Annotated in this window: 20 protein-coding genes; 14 read left to right on the top strand and 6 right to left on the bottom strand. The window is 47.8% G+C overall.

The genetic code is table 11. The features are described 5' to 3' along the window. Nucleotides 1–145: 145 nt before the first annotated feature. The 3 genes from G8759_RS24840 to G8759_RS24830 all read left to right on the top strand — a co-directional run bounded on the left by G8759_RS24840 (nucleotide 146) and on the right by G8759_RS24830 (nucleotide 4248). Nucleotides 146–352: a hypothetical protein gene (locus G8759_RS24840; RefSeq protein ID WP_162389534.1), complete on the top strand. Its 207-nt coding sequence runs from the start codon at nucleotides 146–148 to the stop codon at nucleotides 350–352. Nucleotides 353–516: 164 nt separating this feature from the next. Beyond that, the gene (locus tag G8759_RS24835; RefSeq protein ID WP_167214209.1) at nucleotides 517–3603 is read left to right on the top strand and encodes a ligand-binding sensor domain-containing protein; all 3087 of its coding nucleotides are present in this window, start codon (nucleotides 517–519) and stop codon (nucleotides 3601–3603) included. Nucleotides 3604–3609: 6 nt separating this feature from the next. After that, the gene (locus G8759_RS24830) at nucleotides 3610–4248 is read left to right on the top strand and encodes a response regulator (RefSeq protein ID WP_232073929.1); all 639 of its coding nucleotides are present in this window, start codon (nucleotides 3610–3612) and stop codon (nucleotides 4246–4248) included. A gap of 18 nt (nucleotides 4249–4266) precedes the next feature. On the opposite strand, the gene G8759_RS24825 is transcribed toward G8759_RS24830, so the two are convergent. Together G8759_RS24825 and G8759_RS24820 are read right to left on the bottom strand one after the other, a co-directional pair. Continuing rightward, entirely contained in the window at nucleotides 4267–4656 is a 390-nt protein-coding gene (locus G8759_RS24825; protein ID WP_167214206.1) for a DUF779 domain-containing protein, read from the bottom strand. Between the two features lie 187 nt (nucleotides 4657–4843). Further along, the gene (locus tag G8759_RS24820; protein WP_167214203.1) at nucleotides 4844–6370 is read right to left on the bottom strand and encodes an aldehyde dehydrogenase family protein; all 1527 of its coding nucleotides are present in this window, start codon (nucleotides 6368–6370) and stop codon (nucleotides 4844–4846) included. Nucleotides 6371–6739: 369 nt separating this feature from the next. Here G8759_RS24820 and G8759_RS24815 point away from each other — a divergent pair, with 369 nt between their 5' ends. From G8759_RS24815 to G8759_RS24805, 3 genes are read left to right on the top strand one after another with little or no spacing between them, the layout of a single operon-like run. Further along, nucleotides 6740–7663 carry an AraC family transcriptional regulator gene (locus tag G8759_RS24815; protein WP_167214200.1) on the top strand — a complete coding sequence of 308 codons (924 nt, stop codon included), beginning with the start codon at nucleotides 6740–6742 and terminating at the stop codon, nucleotides 7661–7663. A 38-nt stretch (nucleotides 7664–7701) separates the two neighbouring features. Beyond that, nucleotides 7702–7926, top strand: coding sequence for a hypothetical protein (locus G8759_RS24810; protein WP_167214194.1), 225 nt, complete (start codon nucleotides 7702–7704; stop codon nucleotides 7924–7926). After that, nucleotides 7901–10312: a TonB-dependent receptor domain-containing protein gene (locus G8759_RS24805; RefSeq protein WP_167214191.1), complete on the top strand. Its 2412-nt coding sequence runs from the start codon at nucleotides 7901–7903 to the stop codon at nucleotides 10310–10312. The genes G8759_RS24810 and G8759_RS24805 overlap by 26 nt, the downstream gene beginning before the upstream one ends. A gap of 11 nt (nucleotides 10313–10323) precedes the next feature. Here G8759_RS24805 and G8759_RS24800 read toward each other — a convergent pair whose 3' ends face one another. From G8759_RS24800 to G8759_RS24790, 3 genes are all read right to left on the bottom strand, one after another. Continuing rightward, nucleotides 10324–11460, bottom strand: a complete 1137-nt coding sequence (locus G8759_RS24800) for an efflux RND transporter periplasmic adaptor subunit (protein WP_167214187.1) — start codon at nucleotides 11458–11460, stop codon at nucleotides 10324–10326. Continuing rightward, nucleotides 11457–14699 carry an efflux RND transporter permease subunit gene (locus G8759_RS24795; RefSeq protein ID WP_167214184.1) on the bottom strand — a complete coding sequence of 1081 codons (3243 nt, stop codon included), beginning with the start codon at nucleotides 14697–14699 and terminating at the stop codon, nucleotides 11457–11459. The genes G8759_RS24800 and G8759_RS24795 overlap by 4 nt, the downstream gene beginning before the upstream one ends. A gap of 70 nt (nucleotides 14700–14769) precedes the next feature. Further along, entirely contained in the window at nucleotides 14770–16206 is a 1437-nt protein-coding gene (locus G8759_RS24790; protein WP_167214181.1) for a TolC family protein, read from the bottom strand. A gap of 235 nt (nucleotides 16207–16441) precedes the next feature. Here G8759_RS24790 and G8759_RS24785 point away from each other — a divergent pair, with 235 nt between their 5' ends. The 7 genes from G8759_RS24785 (at nucleotide 16442) to G8759_RS24755 (ending at nucleotide 23622) form a co-directional block, all read left to right on the top strand. Further along, the gene (locus G8759_RS24785; protein WP_167214176.1) at nucleotides 16442–16903 is read left to right on the top strand and encodes a GNAT family N-acetyltransferase; all 462 of its coding nucleotides are present in this window, start codon (nucleotides 16442–16444) and stop codon (nucleotides 16901–16903) included. Nucleotides 16904–17199: 296 nt separating this feature from the next. Next, nucleotides 17200–17877 (top strand): response regulator transcription factor, encoded by a 678-nt coding sequence (locus tag G8759_RS24780; protein WP_167214173.1) that lies wholly within the window; start codon nucleotides 17200–17202, stop codon nucleotides 17875–17877. After that, nucleotides 17874–19172: a sensor histidine kinase gene (locus G8759_RS24775; RefSeq protein WP_167214169.1), complete on the top strand. Its 1299-nt coding sequence runs from the start codon at nucleotides 17874–17876 to the stop codon at nucleotides 19170–19172. Before G8759_RS24780 ends, G8759_RS24775 begins: the two co-directional genes overlap by 4 nt. 752 nt (nucleotides 19173–19924) lie before the next feature. Next, nucleotides 19925–20398, top strand: coding sequence for a hypothetical protein (locus tag G8759_RS24770; protein WP_167214167.1), 474 nt, complete (start codon nucleotides 19925–19927; stop codon nucleotides 20396–20398). A gap of 727 nt (nucleotides 20399–21125) precedes the next feature. Beyond that, nucleotides 21126–21755, top strand: a complete 630-nt coding sequence (locus G8759_RS24765; RefSeq protein ID WP_167214165.1) for an AlbA family DNA-binding domain-containing protein — start codon at nucleotides 21126–21128, stop codon at nucleotides 21753–21755. A 24-nt stretch (nucleotides 21756–21779) separates the two neighbouring features. Continuing rightward, nucleotides 21780–22691: an oxygen-dependent coproporphyrinogen oxidase gene (gene hemF, locus G8759_RS24760; RefSeq protein WP_167214163.1), complete on the top strand. Its 912-nt coding sequence runs from the start codon at nucleotides 21780–21782 to the stop codon at nucleotides 22689–22691. Between the two features lie 79 nt (nucleotides 22692–22770). After that, nucleotides 22771–23622: a helix-turn-helix domain-containing protein gene (locus G8759_RS24755; RefSeq protein ID WP_167214161.1), complete on the top strand. Its 852-nt coding sequence runs from the start codon at nucleotides 22771–22773 to the stop codon at nucleotides 23620–23622. On the opposite strand, the gene G8759_RS24750 is transcribed toward G8759_RS24755, so the two are convergent. Continuing rightward, complete coding sequence (locus G8759_RS24750; protein ID WP_167214159.1) at nucleotides 23614–24720, bottom strand: o-succinylbenzoate synthase; 1107 nt, start codon at nucleotides 24718–24720, stop codon at nucleotides 23614–23616. The two genes, G8759_RS24755 and G8759_RS24750, sit on opposite strands and share 9 nt — an antisense overlap. Nucleotides 24721–24813: 93 nt before the next feature. Between G8759_RS24750 and lpxK the strand changes: the two genes are divergently transcribed. After that, nucleotides 24814–25869 (top strand): tetraacyldisaccharide 4'-kinase, encoded by a 1056-nt coding sequence (gene lpxK, locus G8759_RS24745; protein ID WP_317166721.1) that lies wholly within the window; start codon nucleotides 24814–24816, stop codon nucleotides 25867–25869. Nucleotides 25870–25913: the final 44 nt, after the last annotated feature.

Here is a 25913-nt window from a genome sequence, read left to right as displayed (position 1 = left end):
CTCAATTAGTAACAGGTGGAGATTCGCCCTTAGTAAAGCGAAGTTTGGACCTGAAAATGGAGTTTGGTTTATCCCGAAAGATTCAGGAACAATCCCTGGTCCCCTTGCCAGAAGGTTACTCCACGGGCCATAACTTTTAACAGTCATGAACATCGAAGCCGTTTATTATGTCTACAAAGTACATCGTGTACTAAACGAAGAGCCCCGCGTTACTGGCCCTAAACTGTTCGACCTGCCGAAAACAGAGCCTAATCCACACAAGTCAGAGCAATCGGCCATTGATTACATTAAACGACAAAATGAAGCATTACACGCGTTCACCATCGTGAAGGTTTACGAGCCAAGAGGCTAACTGCACTAAAAGTTAAGGCTAATGTGCGTCTGATAATCTGGCAGTTTATCTTTACTGTTTTTTCTCCTGCCAACACCCCTCCTTTTTTGTAGCATCTTTATGCGATGCGACTAATTTGCCTTTACCAACGTTCCTGCCAACCTTTGCATGTAGTTTCTTAAACTATGTCTACAGGCATCAGGTTGCTCCGTTTGGGCTGGATAGGCTGGCTGCTAGCGGTCTGGCTATCGGTTGGGTTGCATGCTCAATCGGCGGAGGTTCCCTTTGTTCGCTACACCACCGAACAGGGGTTATCAAATGATGTGATTACGGCCATCGCGAAAGATCAGCGCGGGTTTATGTGGATCGGTACGCTCAATGGGCTAAACCGCTTCGATGGTCTTCAGTTCAAGATTTATAAACGGACAGGTCAGGCCAAAGATTTGCCGGGTAACTACATTGTATCGAATGGGATTACACCTGACCGTAATGGTTATCTGTGGGTATCAACAAACCGTGGCCTTTACCGATTTGACCCGCTCCGTGAACGGGGACAGACCATATTGCTGCCACAACTCCAGGATAAGCAGGCTGATAATGATTTTATATCGCCCGTTCGTTTCGATCAGGCCGGGATGGGCTGGTTTTCCTCCGTCGATCGTTTGTATCGAATTGATCCCCAGACGCTACAGCTAACGGCCTATTCATTGCCCTATGCGATGCCAACGTCCTATGCCACGCCAGTGCCTGACCGACGCGGACAATTATGGCTGTTTATGCCAGGAACCATATATAAGTTTGATCAGGTGACGCGCCAATGGACCTATGTCATTGGTAAAAAACCGCTTCATGCTACGGGTGCAGTTGATGTCATTGGGTTGTTTGAGAGCCGGAACGGTCAGCTTTTTGCCCAGCTAGAGCCGTGGGGTCTGTTGCACTATGACGCTAAAACGAACCGTTTTGTCAAGTACCTTGACCGTCAGCTACTCGTGACCGAAATGGCAGAAGCGAAAGGAGCCGATGGTAAACCAGTTTTCTGGCTGGGTGGACTCTCGCAACTAACCCGCTATGAGCCCGATAAAAATAAGTATACCGACTTTGCCCGAATGACCGATGATCCAAATAGCTATCCTGGGGGAATAACTGGCCCTTTGTATGGTGATTCATTGACAAATGCACTTTGGGTGGGTACCACACATGGCCTTGCCATAATTGATCCACTGGCATTAAAGTTTGGGCGGCAGTTGGTGCGCGTTGCCAACGATAAAGAATTGATCGAAAACGTGCAGATTATAAAGCAGGATCGACATAAGGACCCAGTCTATTGGGGCATCACCGATAAAGTAAACTTGTTTCGCTGGAATCGACAACAGGCTGATCTCAAGGCGATTCCTGTGCCAACTTCTATTGCGGGGAAAAAGTCCTACGCACTCACACAGGATTTGACTGGGAGGGTTTGGGTCGGCCTGGAAGATGGGGTTGGAATCTACAATCCCACCACTAATCAGTGGCAGTATCGTCAGAATTTTTTGTCTGACGAGGCCAGCTTTACTACAGACAAAAGAAAGCTGAGTGTGCCAAATAGCTCAAAAAGCTACCCAAGAGTAAGTGTCAGGCATCTATATCATGATCGTCGGGGGCGTCTCTGGTTAGGTTCTGTCCGACAGGGTTTATTTTGGTACGATCCAGCGACCGATCAGATACACTCCTGGCCGATTAAAGGCGACTCTGGGCGACATTTGGGCGTGAGTAGGATACAGGAAGATGCCCGTGGACGACTGTGGGTGCTGACAACACGAGGCTTATTTCGGATCAGCCCTGAACGTAATCATACTGTACGATTGCAAATCAAGACGACCGGGCGTACGGTTCAACCGTCAGATCAGTTACAGAGCACATTTCTGGTCGATAAAGCTGGTAACGTGTGGTTATCGGGAATTGATTTTCTGGTGAAGGCTGACACAACCGGGCGGGTTTCCCAAACATATACGTTAGCCAATGGACTATTAGCGGACCATATTTTCGGGATTGCCGAGGACAAACGCGGCCACCTCTGGCTGGCAACCGACGAACAGTTGCACGAGCTTGACCCAGCAACGGGGCGTTTTCAGTATTACAGTAAAGCCAGCGGATTATTAACGAACAGTTTGTTTCAGCCGATCACGCAAAATCGGCAGGGCGAATTATTCATTGGGGCAGAAGGCGGCTTTACTTACTTTCGACCGGAGCAACTACGACAGAATCGAGTGCCGCCCCCGGTTGTCATTACAGAGGTTCGGGTCAATAATCATCTGCGTACGCTTGAACCCGCCCAATCAATACAACTGGCGCCCGGCGAAACGACCCTTACGATCGGCTTTGCTGCGCTTAACTATAGTCAGTCTGCAAAGAACCGATATGCGTATCGACTGGTGGATTTTGACGACGAGTGGATTACCACCGATGCCCGCACGGCAACGTATACCAATTTAGCGCCCGGTAATTATCAGCTGCGCATTCGGGCAGCCAATAACGATGGCGTATGGAATCAGACCGGCACGACCTTATTGATACGCGTTATTCCGGCCTATTACCAGACACTATGGTTCAAACTCTTGATTCTGGCTGTCATAATGGGAGCTTTGTGGGGAATCTACCGCAATCGACAGAATCAGCAGCAACGAGTTAACCGAATCCGTGATCGCATCGCCAAAGATTTGCACGATGACATTGGGTCTACGCTAAGCAGTATTCGTATTTTTAGCGATGTGGTTCAGGCTCAGATTGCCGATATTCGTCCAGAGTCAGTGCCCCTTTTACAGCGAATTAGTGCCAATGCTACTACACTGGCCGAGTCGATGCAGGATATTATCTGGACGATTAAAGCGCGTCATGATGGTCTGGACGATGTGGTAAGCCGGATGCGAGAGTTTGGCTTACGACTCACCGAAGCGAAAGGAATTACATTCACAATGACCGTAGGTGAGCCTTTCCCGGTCCTGAAACTGAACGTCGAACAGCGACGGAATCTGTACCTGATCTTCAAAGAAAGCGTCAACAATGCCGTTAAATATGCCGATTGTATGCGAGTGGACGTGACCCTAACTGTGACAGGTCGCCAACTCCACGTTCTGATTCAGGACGATGGGCAGGGCTTTGATACGGGTACGGTTCGTTCGGGCAACGGGCTGGCAAATCTGCAGACAAGAGCGCATGACATTCGGGCTAAACTCAACATTATATCAGCACCAGGCGCAGGCACATCCATTTCATTAACGGCTACTCTATCCTAACGGATCATGACTGATATCGGCATTATATACTATGAAGATAATCGCGAACTACGCGAAGGATTGTCGTATTTGATTCAGGCAACACCCGGCCTGTCACTACGCGGAGCATTCGGCAACTGTCAGCATCTGCCCGATGAAATTCGGTCACTCCACCCGGATGTGGTGTTAATGGATATCGATTTGCCGGGACTGAGCGGAATTGATGCCGTACCGCTGGTTAAAGCCATTTTACCTGCCACTCAGGTGCTAATGCTGACCGTATTTGATGATGAAGACAAGATATTTCGGGCCATTCGCAACGGAGCCAGCGGCTATTTGCTCAAGCATACGTCCCCGGCAGAACTGATAGCCGCTATTTTCGATCTGTACCGGGGCGGATCACCCATGACGGCGAGCATTGCCCGAAAAATTTTGCAGCACTTTCAGCAGCCTAAAGCACGGCCAACGGAAGAATATAATTTATCGGCTCGTGAACTGGATATTGTAAAAGGGTTGGTTAGTGGATATAGCTACAAACTGATCGCCGACGAATTGCATATCAGTATTGACACCGTTCGGTCGCACATCCGTAGCATTTACGATAAACTTCAGGTCAACTCCAAAACCGAAGCCGTTTTAAAAGCTATGCGGGAAGGATTGGTGTAAAGACGCAACCGGGCGTCTTTATGCTTCACCTCCTATTCGTATGGGCGTCAGGTGGTTCATCTCGTTTTCCCCGAATAGCCGGGAACGGATCAGGAAACGGATGCCCATCGGAATCTCCAGTGAAAAGCTGGCACCCCGTCCTCGCGTGACATCAACGGTGAGGTGGGTATGCCGCCAGTACTCAAATTGATCATCCGACATCCAGAAGTCGCAGCCATTAATCTGGCCCAGCCATACATCGGATGACCCAATAATAAAATCGCCCACGGCATAGCACATGGGCGACGAACCATCACAGCATCCTCCGCTCTGGTGAAACATTAGTGGCCCGTGTTGAGCCCTAAGTTTTTCGATAACGTCTGCGGCAGCCGGAGTGAGGTCTACGCGCGGGATGGTTTGAGTTGTCATAAAAAATCAATAAAGAAACACCTTTAGCTGTCAATAATAAACGTCTTTTCGAGAAAGCAGAAAAAGGAGCGAATGAGTCTGCATGTGCTCGCTCATTCACTCGCTCAACCCCCTATCTACACCCACTTATCAATAGGGCTTTAGCTTCGAGCCGTGCCACGGTTTGGAACCGTGGCACGGCTCGAAGCTAAAAGAACCCAAGTTTGCTCTTGCTATACGAGATAAGAATGTTCTTGCTCTGACGATAATGGTTGAGCATCATGTGGTGATTTTCCCGACCGAAACCCGACTTCTTATAGCCGCCAAAGGGAGCGTGTGCCGGGTAGTTATGGTAGCAGTTGACCCACACACGACCTGCCTGTATCTCCCGCGGAACCTGATACAACTCATGGGCATCGCGCGTCCATAGGCCAGCACCTAAGCCATAGAGGGTATCGTTCGCCATAGCAATGGCTTCGTTTCCATCTTTGAAGGTAGTTACGGACACCACGGGACCGAAAATCTCTTCCTGAAAAATGCGCATTTTGTTGTTGCCTTTGAAGATCGTCGGCTGGATGTAGTAGCCACTTTCCAGATCATTTCCAACCAATCCGGCGGGGCCACCGCCAGTTAGTATTTCGGCTCCTTCCTGCTTGCCAATGTCGATGTAGGAAAGGATCTTTTCGTACTGATCATTACTGGCCTGGGCTCCCATCATCGTTTCAGGGTCGAGAGGATGGCCGAGTTTGATGGCTTTGGTCCGCTCGATTACCCGTTCGATAAACCGGTCATAGGCCCGCTCATGAATTAAAAGTCGGGATGGACAGGTACAGATTTCCCCCTGGTTCAGCGCAAACATGACCGCACCTTCTACGCACTTGTCGAAGAATTCATCGTCGGCGTCGGCAATCGACTCCATAAAGATATTCGGCGATTTTCCACCCAGTTCCATCGTTACCGGAATCAGGTTTTCGGATGCGTACTGCATAATCAGGCGCCCCGTTGTAGTTTCGCCCGTGAAGGCCACTTTGGCCACCCGCTTCGATTGAGCCAGCGGTTTACCTGCTTCCGGTCCGAAGCCATTAACGATATTCACCACACCCGCTGGAATCAGTCCTTCCAGTATTTCCATCAAAACCAGAATGGACGTGGGCGTTTGCTCGGCAGGTTTCATGACAACGCAGCAACCCGCAGCTAAGGCAGGAGCCAGTTTCCAGGTGGCCATCAGGAGTGGGAAATTCCAGGGAATAATCTGCCCAACAACACCAATGGGTTCTTTAACGATCAACGAAACGGTATTGGAGTCGAGTTCGGCCAGACTGCCTTCTTCAGCACGGATTACACCAGCAAAATAACGGAAATGATCGATAACCAACGGTAAATCAGCTGCCAGCGTTTCACGAACAGCCTTCCCGTTTTCAACTGTTTCGACACGGGCCAGAAACTCCAGATTCTGCTCTATTTTATCGGCAATGCGAAGGAGAATATTACTGCGTTCGGTGGCTGACGTGCGCGACCAGGCCGGGAAAGCTTTGTGAGCGGCATCAAGAGCCAGATCGATATCGGCGGCTTTCGAACGCGGAACACGGGCGATCAGACTGTCGTCGATTGGCGATGTATTATTGAAATACTCACCGTCTACTGGTGCTACCCACTTGCCACCGATGTAGTTTTCGTATTGGCTCTTGAACTCCGGCCGGGGTAGAATCTTACTGGGGGCTTCTAAGACTTCCATATTTGTTGCTAAAAAGTTAAATTGGATTTGTTACAAAGTTTGCGTGAATTGTTCAAGAATAGTTTATCAATCGTATCGTCTGCTAGCACAATCCTATCAAAGTTGCGTCTAACGCCGAAGCTGCTATCTGGATAAAAGGAGAATTTACAACTATTGATTACTTTACAAATTACTCGCCGGGAGGATCTGCTCTGTTCGGGATAGCAGGAGAAGAAAAGCCAGAATCAGCTTGGTTGATAGAATCGTATATTCTTTTAATCACAATAAAATATATAACAATAACACTAAACGAACGGTTTTAAATGCCTAATTTGCAGATGAGTAAGCTGCTTTCAGTCAATTAAAGCCTGCCTAAATAGCCCATTCCTCATGAAAAGCGTACAGACAACTCCACTTGACATTTCACGCCATTTACAGTCCCGAAGGCTGGAACAGGAAGTAGAGAATCGGACTGCTTATACGATTGATACGGCAGAATTAAACATCTACGAAACGCAACATATCGCCGAGAAAGTCGAGTTAACATTTAGCAGCCCTGTACTGGCCAGTATGATACGGGGAAAAAAAGTAATGCATTTGCCGGGTACGCCCTCGTTCGATTTTCTGCCCGGTGAGTCGGTGATTGTGCCCGGCCAGGAAACCATGCGCATCGATTTTCCGGAAGCGCAAAGGCTGAATCCTACGCAGTGTCTGGCACTGGCCATTGACCCCGGAAAGGTGAAACAGGTAACGGATCTGTTAAACGACCGGGCACCCCTGATCGACAATTCGAATGGCTGGCAATTTGGTCAGGCGAATTTCTTTCTGACAAATGACGGGCCAATTCACCAGCTTATTGCCCGACTCATTTACATTTTTACCGAAAATAATAAGGCTAAAGAGGTGTTCGCTAATCTTGTTTTACAGGAGCTGGTCGTACGATTGATGCAAACCCAGGCCCGTACGCTGCTACTGAGCGCAGAAACGAACGTTGCAAATGTGAATCGATTAGCTCACATCGCTCAGTACATCAATAAAAATCTGAGCCGGAATCTACCCATTAAGGAACTGGCCGACGAAGCGTGTATGAGCGAACCCAATTTCTACCGAACCTTCAGGCAAACATTCGGTATGACACCCGTAGATTTTATTAACCAGCAGCGTATTGCGCTGGCGTCTAAATTGCTGCGCACCACCAATCGCTACTTAGCCGACATCAGCATCGACTGCGGCTTTAACAACCTGACCTATTTCATGAAACTGTTTCGGCGGGAAGTGGGCATGTCGCCAGCGCAGTATCGGAAACAGGTGTAAGGTACTATTTCGAGCTGGTCAGAAACTATCCGACTCGCATGAATAGGGTATTGCTGGCAACCAGCGGCACAAAATGGGCTCTATTTCACATGTTTGTGCGATTGATGGGCGTCGGTGAACCCGCCAACTTTGCAGTGTTAAACAACAACTGCAATGAAACGCCAACCTCTACTACACAATTGCCCGGTTCCCAGCCCTTCCGCTCAACTTATTTTAGTACAAAGCCTGCTGCTCGTTATGAGTACGCTGCTCTCAATCAGTAGTTATTCCCAATCGCCTGTCCGCGCTACGATACGTGGCTCTATCCATACTGCAACTGATAAACCGCTCGAATTTGCCACGCTTATGCTGGTAAAAGCCAGCGACTCTACGTTAGTGAAAGGGACTATCGGTGATGCAGAAGGTCATTACGTTTTTGAGAATATCACTCCGGGTACGTATCGTGTATCGGCTCAGGTAGTTGGTTTCCAGAAGAATACATCCCGCCCGTTTACACTGACTCCCGATCAGCAACAGCTTACCGTACCAACGCTTGTGCTCCTTCAGGCGACCAAAACATTAGGCGAAGTGACCGTTACGGGCCAAAAGCCATTTATCGAACAATTACCCGACAAAACAGTCGTCAACGTCGAAAATAGTATCGTTTCGGCGGGAGGAACGGCACTCGATGTGCTCGAAAAGTCACCGGGTGTTGTGGTCGATAATCAGAATGACCGGATCAGTTTCAAAGGGCGCGAAGGCGTTCTGATCATGATCGATGGGAAACCAACTTATCTGTCTGCGCAGGAAGTGGTTAATCTGTTACGGAATACACCCAGTAACAGCGTCCAGACAATTGAACTAATCACGAATCCCTCCTCTAAATACGATGCCGCCGGAAACGCCGGTATTATTAACATCCGGCTCAAACGCGGTAGCCGGAATCTGACTGGCGGAACGGCCGGTAGTGCTACGTTCGGGGCTGGATATGGCCGTTATCCGAAAGCGTCGGCTGGCGTAACCGTCAATCATAAGTCGGGCAACTGGAACCTCTTTGGGAACTACAACTATGATTATCGCAAACGCTATGGTTCGGTGGACGCACTTCGTCGGTTCGGTTCGGGCGATTCGATGACAACCGTCAATAACCTGGGGACGCGTACCAGCACCGAGCGGGTCCATACCTTTAAAGTAGGGGCCGATTATACGCTCAGCCGAAAAACAACTTTGGGTTTCATGGCGAATGGATTGATCAACGAAAGTCAGGCAGAAATTGACAACAAAAACCTGATTTATGACGCTACGAGTCAACTTCAGCAAACCGTAACCATGATTAACACATCGACCCGGCCAATGCAGCGGCTGTCGGCCAATGCGAACCTGAAACATACATTCGATACGTTAGGCCGGGAACTGACGGTCGATGTCGATTACGCACAGGTTCACGTAAATGGGCAGGACAATATGCAAACACGTTATCTGAATGGTCAGCAGGAAGAAATTCAGCCAACCCTGCTTCAGCGTAACCAGACTCCTTCCGATATTCTGATCCGGGCCGCGAAACTCGATTACGTTCAACCCTTTACGAATGGCATTAAACTGGAAACGGGTGGCAAAGTCAGCTATGTTACATCGGACAATGATGTACGTTTCGGCACGCTGACCGAAGGTGGATACGTACCCGATCCGCAGCGAACGAACCATTTCCTATATAAAGAAACCATTGGCGCTGGGTATCTGAACGGAAGCCGGAACTGGACAAAATGGTCGCTGCAGGCTGGCTTACGAATGGAATACACCCGATCGATCGGGAATTCGGTAACGCTTCAGAAAGTTGTTGACCGCAGTTATCTGAATGCCTTTCCCAGCCTGTTCGTAACTTTTAAAGCCAGCCCCAATCATCAGTGGACGAGCTCCTACAGCCGAAGAATCGACCGGCCCAGCTACCAGGATCTAAATCCATTCATTTACGTCATGGACCCATATACTTATGCGCAGGGAAATCCGTTCCTTCGGCCTCAATATACGAATGCACTACAGTTGGGTTATACATACAAAAATGAAACCAGTGTTAGCCTGGGTTATAACCATACGACCGACGTGATTACGGGCGTCAACGAGCAGGAAGGGCAGGTATTAAAAACGACTACGGTCAATCTGGCTGCACTCGATAATGTCGTGTTAAGTTTGAGTTCACCGCTGAAACTCGCGCCCTGGTGGACTGTTCGGCAAACGGCTGATATCTTCCTGAATGCATATAATGCTGAGTATTTGGGTCAGCGGTTAGATTATCGACGCGTATCGGCCAATTTCACGATGAACCACCGCTTTACTCTCACCAAAGGATTTACTGCCGAACTATCGGGTTGGTATAATACGGCTTCGATATACGGTCAGGCACGATTCAGTGGTTTGGGCCAGGTAAATGTAGGGCTTCAGAAAACGATGCTGAACAAAGCAGCAATCCTGCGTCTGAATATCAGCGACATACTGGACATTACCCGCAGCCGGGGCACTATCCAGTATGCTATGACGAATCTAACCTTCACCAATCGCTGGGAAACCCGCGTTGCCCGGCTGACCTTCACCTATAATTTCGGTAATCGCAACCTGAAAGCGGCCCGCCAGCGGCAGTCCAGCGTAGAGGACGAACAGAATCGGGTAAGGTAGAATCCATCGGATTACTTCGCTTTAATCGCCTGTCCATCCCGGATTTCTTCCGAAGCTGCTTTCACGATGGGTTCGCCCTGCTTCAGATCGCCGAACACTTCCACCAGGCTGTCAATGACATTCCCTTTCTGCACCGATACCCACTGTGCCCGATTGTCATGTACCCGAATCACGAACATTTTTTCGCTGGAACTCACCACCGATGATGTTGGAACGAACATCGTTCGCGCGGAGCGTTCAATCGGAAGTGTTACTTCGGCATACATACCAGACTTCAATTCATGAGCCGCATTATTGACGTCAAATTCGGCCATCATGGCGCGGTTTGCTTCTACCAAACTCTCGGCGCTACGGGCTAATTTGGCGTTAAAGCGTCGTTCAGGAATGGCGTTTACTGTAAATGAAACTGCGCTTTTTGCGGCTAGCTGATTGGCAAACGTTTCTGGAATAGCCACCGTCAAACGAAGCGTATGGCTATCTTCCAGTACAAACAGCGGCTTTCCGCTATCACCTGCACCAACCAGTGCGCCAGGGCTGATATTCCGCTCGATGACCATGCCGTCGAACGGGGCCGTAATGGTCAGATATTGCCGAAGTTCGGTTTTTGCCTGATAATTCGAGCGGGCAGCCTGCACCGTACCACGTGCCACCGCGACCATAGCACTATCGGCCTGCATTTTCGCCTGGGCCTGATCCAGTTCGTTGGCCGATACGGCCCCCTCCATTTTTGCCGTTTGCAACAGGCGCTGATAAGTTAGTCGACTGGCCCGCGAACGGGTTGTTTGCTCGACCAGTGTTGCTTCCTGAGCCTGTACCTGCGCCTGCGCCTGACTGAGCTCCGAAATGACTTCGGGGGCATCGAGCCGGGCCAACACCTGCCCTTTGCGAACGAACGTGCCCCGATCGACCGGAATATCACGGACAAATCCTTTCACTTTTGCGTAGATATTTACCCGGTTCCAGGGTTTTAATTCACCCGGCAGAGTGACACGTTTGCTGGGCTGTAACGCCTGAACCGTTGTCATTACTACCTGCGGTGTTTCCGGCTCTTTGGTGGCCGTCGGTTTTTTGTCGTTGCCCGAAGACGAGCAGGCTGCTATACCGGCCGCAACCGATACCGGCCAGACAAATCTCAAAAATGGTTTCATATGGAGCGGACTGCCGGAGCAGGAGTCAGTTGTTTATCGAAAAATTTGCTTTCCGGATCTTCCGGGTCGAGCGATACAGATTGAGTCGTAGCTTTGGCCTGAAGCTGGCTAAATACACAGGGAAGAATGAGCAGAGCAGCCAGGGTTGAGGCAATCAGACCGCCAATAACGGCTTGCCCAAGTGGTGCAATCTGGTCACCGCCTTCGCCTAGACCCGATGCCATCGGAACCATCCCCGCAATCATGGCGATACTCGTCATCAGAATCGGCCGAATCCGGCTGTTGGCGGCCAGCACAACGGCCTTTAGTGTATCACCAACTTCCAGCCGGAGGTTTTCGGCATTGGTAACCATTAAAATCGCATTGGCCACTGACACACCGACCGACATGATCAACCCCATGTAGGATTGCAGATTGAGCGTGGCACCGCAGGCCAGGAGCATCAGCAGTGCTCCGGCAACCACAGCCGGTATTGCTGACAGAATAACCAGCGAGAGCTTGAATGACTGATAATTGGCGGCCAGCAGCAGAAAGATGATCACGATGGCAACCAGAAGACCCGTTTGCAGACTGCTCAGCGTGTCGGTGAGCAGATTCGTTTGTCCGCCCATCTCAACAATTACACCGCGTGGTGCTTCGCCTGCGTTGCGAATGGCCTGTTCTACGGCTTTCTGGGCCGTTCCGAGGTCTTTTTTCTGTAAGTTAGCCGTAATTGTAACCAGCCGGTTCGGTCCGGCGCGGTCATATTCACCGGGCGTTGTTCCTTCCGAAAAGGTGGCTACGTCCGATAACAGTGGTTGCATGTTGCCGCTTTTCAGCGGAATATTTCCGATGTCGCTGGTACTGCTCATCTGATATTCAGGGATCTGGACCTGAACCTGATACGCCAATCCTTTCGACTCATCGAGCCAGAGGTTTTTATCCGTAAAGCGACTTGATGACGTAGCCGCCACCATCGACCGGGCCACCTGCGTGGAGGTAACGCCCAGTTGTCCAGCCCGTTCCCGATTCATCGTTACATTCAGAACCGGGTAGGCCAGCGGCTGTGCGATTTGTACATCACGCAGGAAATCGATTTTGGCCATCTGTTCCCGGATTTTGTTGGCAAACCGACCTGCTTCGGTCAGATCTTTGGCCGCTACTGTTACCTCGATGGGTGTGGATGCGCCCTGACTCATGATTTTTTCGGTCAGCTCGATCGGCTCGAACGAGATGTTGGCCGTTGGTAAGGCTTTGGCGATCCGCGTCCGCAACGACTCCTTCAGATCATCCATTTTCACAGGATGCTCTTCGTTGAGCGACACCTGTAAAACGGCTTCATGCGGTCCGCTGTTAAATACGAAGATGTTCGATGTTCCGTAACTGGACGGAACTGTTCCAACATAGGCTGATGAAATCTCAACGTTGTCGGCGCCAACCTCATCCTTTATAATATCAAGCACTTTTAGGGTGGCCAGCTCGGTACGTTCTACCCGTGTGCCGTCGGGAACGCGTAGCCGCATCTGAAACTGGTGGCTGTTGCCATGCGGCAGAATATCCGTTCCAATGACCATGAAACAAACAACAATGATTGCCAGCGTGCCAGCCAGATAACCCCCGACGACCAGACCCCGACGATTCAGTATTTTATCGAGCAACGAGGAATACCGCTGTTTGAACTTTTCGAACCCTGAAGCATTAGGAACAGGGTGGGCGGCTTCGTCGAGGATCGCGTGCCGTTCCTGCGCGTCGAGAGCCAGTGTTGGGGCTTCGTGGGGCGGGTGGCTTTTCAGGAGCCAGTTTGCCAGAACAGGTACGAACGTCTGCGAAAGCAGGAACGAGGCAATCATCGCAAAACCAACCGACAGCGATAACGGCAGGAACATGGAACGGGGAACTCCGCTCATAACGAACGCAGGGGCAAATACGGCCAGAATCGCCAGCAGAATCAGAAATTCAGGGAAGACGATTTCTTTACAGGCATCCCAGATCGCAACGGCTTTGGGTTTGCCAGTTTCCAGATGCTGGTGAATATTCTCGATCGTTACTGTGGCCTGGTCAACCAGAATCCCGATGGCCAGGGCCAACCCAGACAGGGTCATGATGTTGATGGTCTGTCCAAACAGGTTGAGCATAATCACCGCCGATAGAATGGAAATCGGGATGGTTACCACCACAATAATGACGCTCCGCCAGTCGCGCAGGAATAACAACACCATCAATCCCGTTAGTACAGCTCCCAGAATGCCCTCCGTAACAAGGCTTTTGAGTGAATTTGTTACGTAGACCGACTGGTCAAATTCGTAGGATATTTTTACATCTTCGGGAACGGCCGCCTGCAATTCGGGCATGGCTTTTCGGATGTTGTTTACCACATCGAGCGTGGATGCATCCGACTTTTTAACGACCGGAATATAGACCGCCCGACGACCGTTCACCAGTGCGTAGCTCACCGTTACGTCGGCTCCATCTTCAACTGTACCAATGTCGCGCACAAAAACGGTTGGGCCAGAGCCAACCCGAATGGGAATATTCAGAAAATCCTCGGGCCGTTTGACGAGCGAGTTTACCGGCGTCATCAGGGCTTTATCACCGATCCGGATGTTTCCGGCGGGTGAAGGCTGGTTGTTGGTGATAATGGATTTAATGACTTCTTCCGGCGTCAACTGGTAACTGCGGACCAGTTGCGGATTTACCTTGATGATCACCGTCCGTTGGTTACCGCCAAAGGGAGGAGGGCTCGATACGCCCGGAATGCGGGAGAACATCGGCCGCACTCGTGATGACGCGTAATCCTGAATTTCGTTCAGGGATCGCCCCTGACTTTCGAACACCAATTGACCAACCGGCACCGAACTGGCATCGAAGCGCACTACCTGGGGCGGAACGGTCCCTTCGGGCATGTAGGCTTTCGCACGGGAGACGTTATTGGCAACTTCGGCAGCCGCCTGAGCCATATCGGTTCCCGGATAGAATTGCAGTTTGATGAGCGATAAACCCTGAATAGTTTTTACATCGATGTCACGAATCCCCGATACATACAGGAAGTGATCCTGATAACGGGTAGCGATGAAACCGTCCATCTGGTCGGGAGCCATGCCGCCATAAGGCTGAACGACGTAAATGGTAGGTAGATCGAGGTTCGGAAAAATATCGACGGGAATGGTAAACAGTGACATCACCGAAAAAAACAGGAGTCCCAGAACCGCTACCACCACCGAAATCGGTTTTCGTAAGGCAGATCGAATGAGTTGATACATAGTAGTTTCCAGTATTGGGTAGTTGGTTCACAGCTCAGGCTTTAAACCAACTACCCCGTAACAATAAGCTTTATTGAACTTGATTCATGAACAGCGACAGATCGCCATCGGCAGCAGCTTTCAGAAGCAGGAATCGCCAGACATTGCTGGTGGCTACGTACCCGTCTACTTCAGCCCGATTGAGCGTAACAACGCTTTGCAGCAGTGTAGGCAAATCAGTTAAACCGCTTTCATAGCGCGATTTTGCCTGATTATAAGCCTGCCTGGCAGCCCGAAGTTGAATCGGTGCCTGACGAGCCTGTTCGAGCGCGACCTGATACTGCGTTTCGGCTTCCTGATACTGGCGATTAATACGCAGTTGCTGTTCATTGTACAATTGCCGGAACCGTTCTACCTGAAAAAGCTCGCTTCGGTAGTCGTGCCGAACGCGCAGAATGTTGGTCAAATTCCAGCGGGCAACCACGCCAACCAGGTAGTTGGATACCTGATAACCAAGGCCGTTTATCTGGTTATTCAGAAAGATATCGCCCTGATTAGAAAAGCCCGATCCGCGTGCATTACCAACCCCAACCAGAGAAATGACGGGCAGGCTGGTTCGCTGGGTAGCCACGCTGCGGGCCGACGATAGGGCTATCTGGGATTGAAAGAGCCGCAGAGCCGGATTCTTAGGGGAGATCGAATCTGACAACGGAGCTCCTGTTGGCAAAGCGGTGTAAAAACGCATACTATCAACCTGAATATTTCGCTGGAGCTGGCCAGTCAACTCGGATAACCGTAACCGCTGTACCTGCTCCTGCTGCTGGCTTTCCAATAGCAGAATCCGGGCTCGAACGGCTTCGGCAGTTGCCAGTGAACTATCTACGCCAGCGCGCATACCCGATTGTACGCCCGAATCGACTACTCGTTTGAACGTTTGCGCACGATCGAGATTACTGCGTTGAATCTGTACCAGTTTCTGGTTGATCAGCAGTAGCAAATAGGCATCGATAGTTCGAACCTGGTGCTGAAAAAGTTCATTGTCATAATCGATGCGGCTGCGTTGGAGTTCGGCATCAGCCACGGCTACATTGGCTTTAATCCGTCCGAATGTGATGGCTCGCCACTCAATAGCAGCGCTGGTATAACTACCGAAACTGGCCTTTGAAACAGCGGTAGGACGAACCCCGCCGGATGTAGAAATGGCGGTTCCTTCGTTCGGGAAAAACGAACCATTCAGACTGTTGCTGGTCGCGTAGTTATACTGATCCTGAACAATCAGGCTTGGCAGGTATTCGACACGACTTGCCTGAAGCCGTCGTTCAGCACTACTAATTTCGGCCTGTTTGGACTTCAGAAATGGATATTGCCGGGTGCTTTGTTCAACAACCTGGCTCAAATTCAGCGATTGTGCCTGTGCCTGAACGGTAACGAGTCCGGCTCCTAGCCAGAGCAGCCAGCCCGTTGTTCTTCGGTACTTTGCAGAGGCTGGAATCTTTAGTACAGACTCCTGAAAACGCGGGTAGATCATCGGCTAAACTTGCCCGGATATGGTCTGGCTCACGGACAAGTGTCTGCAAAACACGATCTCAATTTTGGAAACATTTGGGAAAAGGTGCGTTTCGCCAGAGATTTGAGTAGTTTTTTGCCAGATAGTACAGTCTATTGCCAGTTTTTGTAAGATTGATCAGTGAAGCAAACAGGCTGAGCCAGGTATAACCGGCTGTATGCTAATTAGATGTGTACAATTATAAACGATAGTCTTCATGATGACGCTCCTGCCCATTCGACAGACAATTGAGGAAAATACCCAGTTCCTTCAACATCCGGACAGTGAACCCGGTCTGACGATGACAATCGAGTTTTTTAACCGGATCGGGTATACCCCGCCCTGGATTGGCTATTTTGTTCAGCAAAACGATACGTTCGTGGGAAGCGCAGGCTTTAAGGGCAAGCCTAAAGAAGGGCGGGTTGAAATTGCGTATGGCGTATTTCCGCACTTCCAGAATCTGGGAATTGGCGCAGAAATATGCAGGCAATTGGTACTACTTGCTTTGGAAACAGATCCTACCGTTATCGTCACAGCCCGGACTCTGCCAGAAGAAAATTACTCCACACGCATTCTGAGAAAAAATAATTTTGACTTTTCAGGAGATGTTTGGGATGACGAAGATGGTACGGTATGGGAGTGGGAATACAAAGGGACGATACCTGTAATAAATCTTTGATTTAGTTAGTAGTGATGTCGGTTTTGCAAAATCGACATGGTGAGTTGAGGACTGTTCGCCGTGATGACTCTACAATAGCATTCAGAATATACACTCAGTTTTATGAAAACGCATTGGCAGGTTCTTCAATCTGCCAATGCATCAAGAGCCGACAAACCTAGTCAGCTATTCCAGCAACTTTACGGTGTTAGTCGCCTACCAGTAACGTATAACAGTGAAAATTTATGCCTCCTACACTTCCAGAATCTTTCCAAAATTGACGGCTATTTTCGTATATTATTTGATCTGGCAATGATATGAAAGTATTGGTAGTTGAAGATGAAAAGGGATTGGCTGAGAGTATCACCGATTACATGGTGAAGGAAGGATACATCTGCGAAACGGCTGCTACTTTTCAGGAGGCCGACGAGAAAATATATCTCTACACGTATGACTGCGTGATTGTCGATCTGACGTTACCCGGAGGAGATGGTTTTCAGATCATCGAGGCTTTAAAACGGCTCGTTGCCACAACTGGAATTATCATTATTTCAGCCCGTAACGCCCTGGAAGACAAGTTGCGAGGGCTTGAAATTGGCTCGGATGATTATTTGACCAAGCCGTTTCACCTTTCCGAATTGAATGCCCGCGTTAAATCATTGCTGCGACGCCGACAATTTGGCGGGCATACTGAAATCCGTTTTCAGGAAATTGTGGTTGTACCTCATAACCGGAAGGTCTACGTGAATGGTCAACTCACAACCTTATCGCGGAAGGAATATGATTTGCTGTTGTATTTTTTATCAAATATTGATGTAGCCCTGACAAAAGCGTCGATTGCGGAGCATTTGTGGGGCGACAACATCGATTCGGTCGACTCGTTTGATATCGTGTATTCGCATATTAAAAATCTGCGCAGGAAATTAATTGAAAAAGGTGCCGCCGATTATGTACAATCGATTTATGGCATTGGATATAAATTCAGTCAGCCTTGAAACTGCTTGCCAAAACCAACCGCATCTATCTTACATTTTCACTAGTAATTTATCTGCTAACAGCCCTGGCTTTTTATCAGATCGTTCGCTTATTGATTTACGACGAAGTTGAAAGTAGATTACAGGTAGAACGTCGTGACTTTCAGGCATATGTGCGAGCGCATAACACATGGTCGAGTAGCCCTTATTTCGTTGAGAATAAAATCGATGTTGTTCCAATCAGTGATAGACCTAAACAAATACGCGAATTTTTTACGGATACGCTGATTCGAAACCGCTATGACGATGAACTGATACCTTTTCGACAATTAACCTTCTATGAACCCATTCAGGGTAGGATGCACCGGGTATCGATCCGAAAATCGCTCATTCAGACTTATCGACTAATTGAAGCAGTTACTTTTACAATGGCCACATTTCTGGGGCTGTTGTTATTGGGTACATTCTGGTTTCAGGGTAAATTATCGGGGAGGTTATGGCATCCTTTTTACGATACCTTATCGCGTATCAAGAATTTCGACCTGAATAGTGGATCACCTTTACAACTGTCTAAACCTGAGATTACTGAATTCTATTCGTTGAATGAAGTGCTGCAAAAAATGGCCGATAAAATGCAGCATGATTATAAAAGCCTGAAGGAGTTTACCGAAAATGCTTCACATGAAATGCAGACACCACTGGCGCTCATTAATGCAAAAGTCGAACAATTGATTCAAAGTGAACAACTAACCGAAGCGCAAACGAACTGGATCGAAACAATATACGAAGCCTCCCGGCGTATTGTACGATTGAATCAGGGACTACTGTTGTTGGCGAAAATAGAAAATCACCAGTTTCAGGACGTTCAGCGTGTTAATCTATCGCAACTTTTTATGGAGAAATTGCAGGATATGGAAGAGGTATTAACTTTTAAAGAACTTTCTATTCATGTTCATCAGTCGATATCCTTTGAGGTTATATTACCGGTTGCTTTAGCCGATATTCTGGTAACAAACCTGGTAAACAATGCGATTAAACATAATCAGCCAGGGGGTTCTATTGAGTTGGATTCTACTAAAGAAAGGCTCTATCTGAGAAATACTGGCGGCCCGCTTATCTCAGCACCTGAGCGTCTTTTCGAGCGATTTAAGAAAGAGGGTACAGGAACAGACTCAATAGGGCTAGGTTTGTCAATTGTCAAGCAAATCTGTGATAGTTATGGCTTAGATGTAACTTATCATGTAAATCAGGAACGACATCAATTTTGTATTTCACAAATGCCGGTAGATAATGCAGATGACAATTTTGTCAGTTAATCAAATATTAATTAAAATTGATTTAAAAATTGGCGTCAATTTGGCTGATAAAAAATAGAAACCATTGTTAGTAAAAGTTATAATTTAACGGCAAGTTGCTTTTGATTAAATACTATTTTTTCAGCAAGGTCATTAAAATTTCCTTTATGAACTTCACCTTTTTGCCGCATCATTCAATAAGTAGGGGCGCATAGTGACTTATGATACGAAAACAATAAATTAGATTATCACTTAAAAGCTGAAGCAGGAATTAGTGAATTATGTCACCGTTGTTTAAGCACTGTCTATTCAAATAGCTAATAATTGCTAATGTTTCTATCTGGTTGGTAAATAAGAAAATCCATCCGCCAAAATATGATGTACTACTGTTTGGCTTACACTGGCAAGAGTGGATTCTAGACATTATGTAATGAAGTAATACTAGTTAATTTGGTATATTTCACTTGCGGTATTTCGGCCAAAGTATTGAAATTTATACGTGATTTGAGTGCTGGAGAGACAAGGTATAGTCTTTTTTTAATTTCCAAACGGAAATGGATTGACTTAAATTCGATTTATTATTTATGACTAAAACCATAAATCTATTTTTATATATTAAATTGATTAAGTTTTTTTTGTGTCCGAATCAATGATTATAGTCTTCATCGTATCAAATATTTTCTATAATTGATAACCTGAGATATTAATATATAAATAGACACAGTATATTCGCACTTGGGTTTCATTATACTCATATAAAACAGACTGTCTTCATGAAAGCAACGCAAATTCGGTTCTTCTCTCCGCTGGAAAATAATAAACCTAAGGAGAAAAAGGCTAAAAAATCGGCGCCTGTCACGGGCTATATTTCTTCGGCAGGTAAGCTTGTTTTTCCAGCCAAATCCGTAGCACAATTAGCTTTCGATCCCGAAAATACCAAGTTTAAAGTAGGTGTTCAGGAAGGAAAGCGAAAAATAAAGTCGCTTTATGTTATTCCTGCTACTGATGGTCAGGAAGGTGCATTTGAACTGGAAAAAGCTGCTAAAAGTTACAGCGTTTCACTACCTGTTATTTTGCAGAAAAGCGGAATCGATTACGCAGATTCGAAATACGTTTTTACAATCAAACCATTCGATTACGAGGATGGGGTCGTAGGTTATGAATTACTGCTAAACGATCAGGCTCCCAAGCCAGCTTATACAGGAAAACCACGTGGTCGCAAACCTCAGAACAAGGCTGCTGAATAGTAGTCTGGTTATAACAAGGTGAATTTGTAACTGTATATAGCATATGCTAGACTCCCCCGTAGCCATGCCGCTTATGGGGGAGTGAATAAACCGAAACGAACAACCGGATCAATCCCATTTCGTGTTTTGGCCCGTATATAAAATGTAATATTTATATCATAAATTGGTATTTTGTTTATTGTTAATTCCTAATAGTAAATTTAATATATTCAATAAGTAGGTATGATAAATAAATAGGTCCCGTACGATAACTTTACGTTATTACCGGTCTCTTATAATCCCTACTATGAAACTTCTTATCTTGATAGGTATTCTACTGGTTGTCTTTATATTAGTCAATCTTGTTTATTACCGGGTTACATTTAGAAGCCAGTGTCCAGTTTGCAAAAAAGCCACTGCCTTAGATCGGACAACCCGCCCAATCATCTTTAAAACTTTATTGTTCTTCCTGTCAAGCAAAGGATATGTCTGCTATGCCTGCATGAAGCACTTTGTTCGAATAGGTTAATTCGTTCGGCAAATAAATTAGTTAAGCATGTTTCCTGTTTTTATTGAAATTTTCCTAATTTCATCTGGGAACAGAAGGACTGCTTCTGTTAGGGAATAAGCAACAGCAATGTTGCCTGGACGAAGGGGTTGTATTAACTAATTTATACCAATAAACTATGATTGAATGTAGAGTAGGCGAGTGGAATGGACAAATCGTTGATTTTCTTGTTATCCAGTTATGACTCGAAACAACCTCGACGATCTGATTACACAGGGTGAAAACACTCGTTTAGAATTTAAACGCTCGATCTCATCGGCAAACCGTATTGCCAGAACACTGGCTGCTTTTGCCAATACGTCGGGTGGTACCTTATTGATAGGCGTTGCCGATAATGGGAAAATTGTCGGTGTCCCCTCCGAGTTTCGGGAAGTCCATAAAATTGAAGATGCGACGGATCAGTTCGTCGAACCGGCTTTAACGGTTAGTTACGAAACGTTAACGCCCGATGGTCGGATCGTACTGGTCGTTCATGTGGCTGAGAGTACAGAAAAGCCCCATTATGCTGTCGACGAATCGGGGCAGCGAACCATATATGTCAGGGCAAAAGATAAGTCGGTTCCTACCAACAAGCTGATTATTACGAAGGAAAAGGCCGATGTCCATGAATTAGTGAAATCGCCTATGACGCGGACATTAATTCAATACCTTCGGAAAAATGAGTATGTTACTCCTGAACGGTTTGCCAAACTAATTAACATCTCGGATTATCGGGCGGGTAAAATGTTACGCCTGTTAGCTGTTCAGGGATTGTTGCTTATGATTGATAAACCACGACCGGTGCGTTATGCATTGAAGCTCGCCGAATAATCGTGTTGTATCTTTGCGTGCATTATGACGTCGGAACAATTTATTACGAAAGATACGATTACCGCTTTTTTTGCCGACCTGCAGGACCGGATTTGCCAGTCGCTGGAGGTAGCCGATGGTACAGGCCAGTTTCGGACCGATGCCTGGGAGCGGCCGGGTGGGGGCGGAGGGCGCTCGCGAACGATAGTAGACGGGGCCGTCATTGAAAAAGGAGGTGTTGGCTTTTCGGCAGTCCATGGTGAGGCAACCGAAGCCACATTGCGTTCACTGAACCTGACCGAACCAGCCGAGTTTTATGCTACAGGCGTTTCAATTGTACTCCACCCACGCAATCCGATGGTGCCGATCATTCACATGAATGTCCGGTATTTTGAGATGAGTAGCGGACAAAGCTGGTTTGGCGGAGGCATCGACCTGACTCCTCATTATGTTGTTGAAGAAGATGCGCGCTGGTTTCATAAAAACCTGAAAATGGTGTGTGATCGGCATGATGAGACTTATTACCCCAAATTTAAAACCTGGGCTGACGATTACTTTTATATTCCGCATCGGCAGGAAACGCGAGGAATCGGGGGTATTTTCTTCGATTACCTAAAGCCAGTCGATGCTGCACATAAAGCAGATCTCTTTGCATTCGTACAGGATGTCGGAAATGCGTTTGCACCTATCTACACGCACTTCATGCACCAGAATCGCGATCTATCATTTGGCGATCGCGAAAAGCAATGGCAGTTGCTGCGTCGTGGACGTTATGTGGAGTTCAATCTGGTCTGGGACCGGGGTACTAAATTTGGCCTTGAAACCAATGGTCGTACGGAGTCTATCTTGATGAGTATGCCGCCCCAGGCGAACTGGACCTATGATTTTCGTCCGGAATCCGGTAGTCGCGAAGAAGATACGCTGAACTGGTTGCGGAAAGGTGTGGACTGGGCCTGATGTTGAACGTTCAGGCTTTGGTAGGCAAACTGCTTCCCAAAGCCTGAACGCTGCCAAGTACCTACTGACGACTTAGTGAATGGATCAGCAGAGCAATCAACTTGAACTGTATGCCCGACCAGCCGCTGGTGTACGGTCGGCAATTCGGCACATCTATTCATTCTGGTCGGGAATCGAGCAGCCGGTAGAGCGCGTTTTGCTGCCGAATTTTCAGGCTAGTATTATCTTTAATTTCGGGCGGCCTCATACAATGCAGGTCGGTTCAAATCAGAATTCGTCGTTTACCCTGAATCGGGTTGCTATCATAGGGCCCATAAAACAGGCAATACGCTTCCAGAGCGAAGCAGGGGCAGATATGCTGTCTGTCAATTTTTCTTTTGATGGATTCTATCGGTTTTTTAACCTGCCCGTTCAGGAGCTTAACGGTCACGTGATCCATCCCGACGATCTATTGGTTAAAAAATGCTTCAACTTACTTTGGGAGCAATTGATGGAGGCCGCTGATCATCAGGATCGGGTAGCAATTGTCGGCAAATTTGCCGACCCCTATCTGAAGACTGGGGATAATTCCCTGAACCATGTGGCTGATCTCATCACCTTGTGTCAGAAGCAACTGCACCTGAATCCAGTCAAACTGATGGCTAACGAGCAACGGATTTCGGAGCGGACGGCGCAGCTTCGATTTCAGAAATACGTTGGATTCTCACCGAAAGAGTTTGCGCGCTTTGTGCGTTTTCAGCGGGTACTAAACGAACTTCAGACAACTTCCCGGCTTCAACCCGACTGGTATGATTTTGTTGAACGAAATGGCTATTATGACCAAAGCCACCTGATTCATGATTTTGCGCATTTTGTTGGACAATCACCTACGCACCTCCTTCATGAGTTGGGCAATGAGCGGTTGTATTGTGCCCCCTATGCGTTACCGTGATTGCATGCTGCTGTTGGCCAATTGAGTGAAATCCCAGGGTTGAGCAGGATCATAGCGTAAGTGACCATGCTCAATTGCGAGGGGGCTGTCGACGTTATTGAAGTAAAGTTGCCCGGTTCCCAAACCCTGCGGAATGAGGTTTTTAAACTGGGCCGTATATTGAGCAATCGCATTCAGGCCAATATTCGATTCCAATGCCGATGTTAGCCACCAGCCAATATTAAGCCGACCGGCCACCTCGACCCATTCGTCGCAATGACGCAGCCCACCCAGCAAGGTTGGTTTAAGAATGATAAACTGCGGTTGTATTTTTTTTAGCAACCGAAATTTGTGAACATACTCCATCTGGCCGATGAGTTCTTCATCGAGGGCAATCGGTAGGGGCGAATTACGGCAGAGTTCGGCCATGAGATCTGGTTGGCCGGCCCGAATGGGCTGTTCAATAGAATGCAAACCATAGCTTGCTAGCCGTTCAAGCTTTTTCATCGCGTCGTCGGGGCTGAACGCGCCATTGGCATCAACACGCAGCGTAATCTGTTCGGGTGTAAATCGCTCCCGAATCATGGCCAGAAGGTCACATTCCTGTTCGAAATCGATCGCGCCAATTTTTAACTTGAGTGTGGTGTAACCGTCCCGCAATTTATCATCGATTTGCTGGCGCATGAATTCCGGGCTACCCATCCAGATTAACCCATTGATCGGCAGAGTGCGATGCCCATTTGTGAATTCGGTTTCGTGAATGATCCGTCGGCCACCAGCCAGAAAATCGAGCATGGCGGTTTCAAAACCAAAAAGTATACTAGGAAATTGAGGGCTGATCAGTTGGTTTAGAACAATGGAGACATTCCAGCTAAACAACTGCAGATCGAGGTCGTTAAATTCCTGGCAGTTCAGGGACAACTGCTCCTCAAAATCCGGGCGGTCATCGTAGCTCAACCCTTTTAGCGGACCGCACTCGCCATAACCAATAACCGAGGGATCTTCATCGTCGGTTAGCCGAATAATATAGGATGTTTTTTCCGTAAGAATACCACGCGACGTACCCGCTTCGAAACGAAAATGCAAGCTGTATTTCAGGTAGTCGGCTCTGAGACTCATTGTACCAGACGGTATGGCGGGGGTTCACAATCCTAAAAGTACTACTTTTGGCTGCTCAATAAAGTCAATGTTACGAAATTATTAGCGAAGCAATTGGTCACTCTTATACTACTCCTGCCATTTAGCCGAATCTATGGGTTAATTACCGATATCCGTAATTGGTTGTATGATAGGAAATTATATTCAAGTTATGAATCCAGTTCCTGTGTAATCGCGGTTGGGAACCTTACCGTTGGCGGTACAGGAAAAACTCCCATGATTGAATATTTGATTAAACGGCATCTGACCCCAGGCTCAATTTTACTCCCTGAGGTGGCCACTTTGAGCCGAGGTTACGGTCGGCGCACAAAAGGCTTTCGGGTAGCTACTGATCTCGATACGGCCGAAACCATCGGCGATGAGCCGTTACAGTTATACCGAAAATTCAAACACCGGGCACGGATTTTCGTTGGCGAACGGAGGGCTGAAGCAATCCGGCAGATTCTGGAAACATATCCTGAAACGAAACATATCCTGCTGGACGATGCCTTTCAGCACCGGGCGGTTCGGCCAAATCTGAATCTGATGCTAACCGATTATAGCAGGCTTTTTTACAACGATCATCCTTTTCCGGCGGGCCGTTTGCGTGAGCGACGGCATGGGGCGCAGCGGGCCGATGCGGTCATTGTAACCAAGTGCCCTGATTCATTGTCCGCAACCGAGCAAGCGGCTATTGGGGCAAATATTCGTTCGTATATTCGTGAAGATACGCCCCTGTTTTTTGCCAGATTGCAGTATGGGCAGCCCATGTCATTTGCCGACAATAAACCGGTAAGCAGTCTTTCATCGGTGATCTTGGTATCGGGTCTGGCCAATGCTGTTCCGCTGGAGGACTATGTTCAGCAAACGTTCTCGATGAAGAAACATCATCGCTATGCCGATCATTATGCCTATACCCGTACCGATCTCGATCAGTTGTTCGATACGCTAAGTCCGGATGATTCGTTACTGACAACAGAAAAAGACTGGGTAAAGATTGATGCCCTGCTCACAGCCGACGAGCGACTTGAGCTTCCGATGTATTATCTACCGGTCGAAATGGCATTCTTGCCTGGCTATGAAGCCGAATTTGAAGCACTGCTCGATGGTTTTCTCCTTAAAAATACTTAATCGATGGCCTTCTATTCCGGGCATCCGGCTGTTTTGGCGTACTT

Source organism: Spirosoma aureum (assembly GCF_011604685.1).
GTDB classification, from domain to species: domain Bacteria; phylum Bacteroidota; class Bacteroidia; order Cytophagales; family Spirosomataceae; genus Spirosoma; species Spirosoma aureum.
This window is presented reverse-complemented; position numbering and strand designations above follow the sequence as displayed.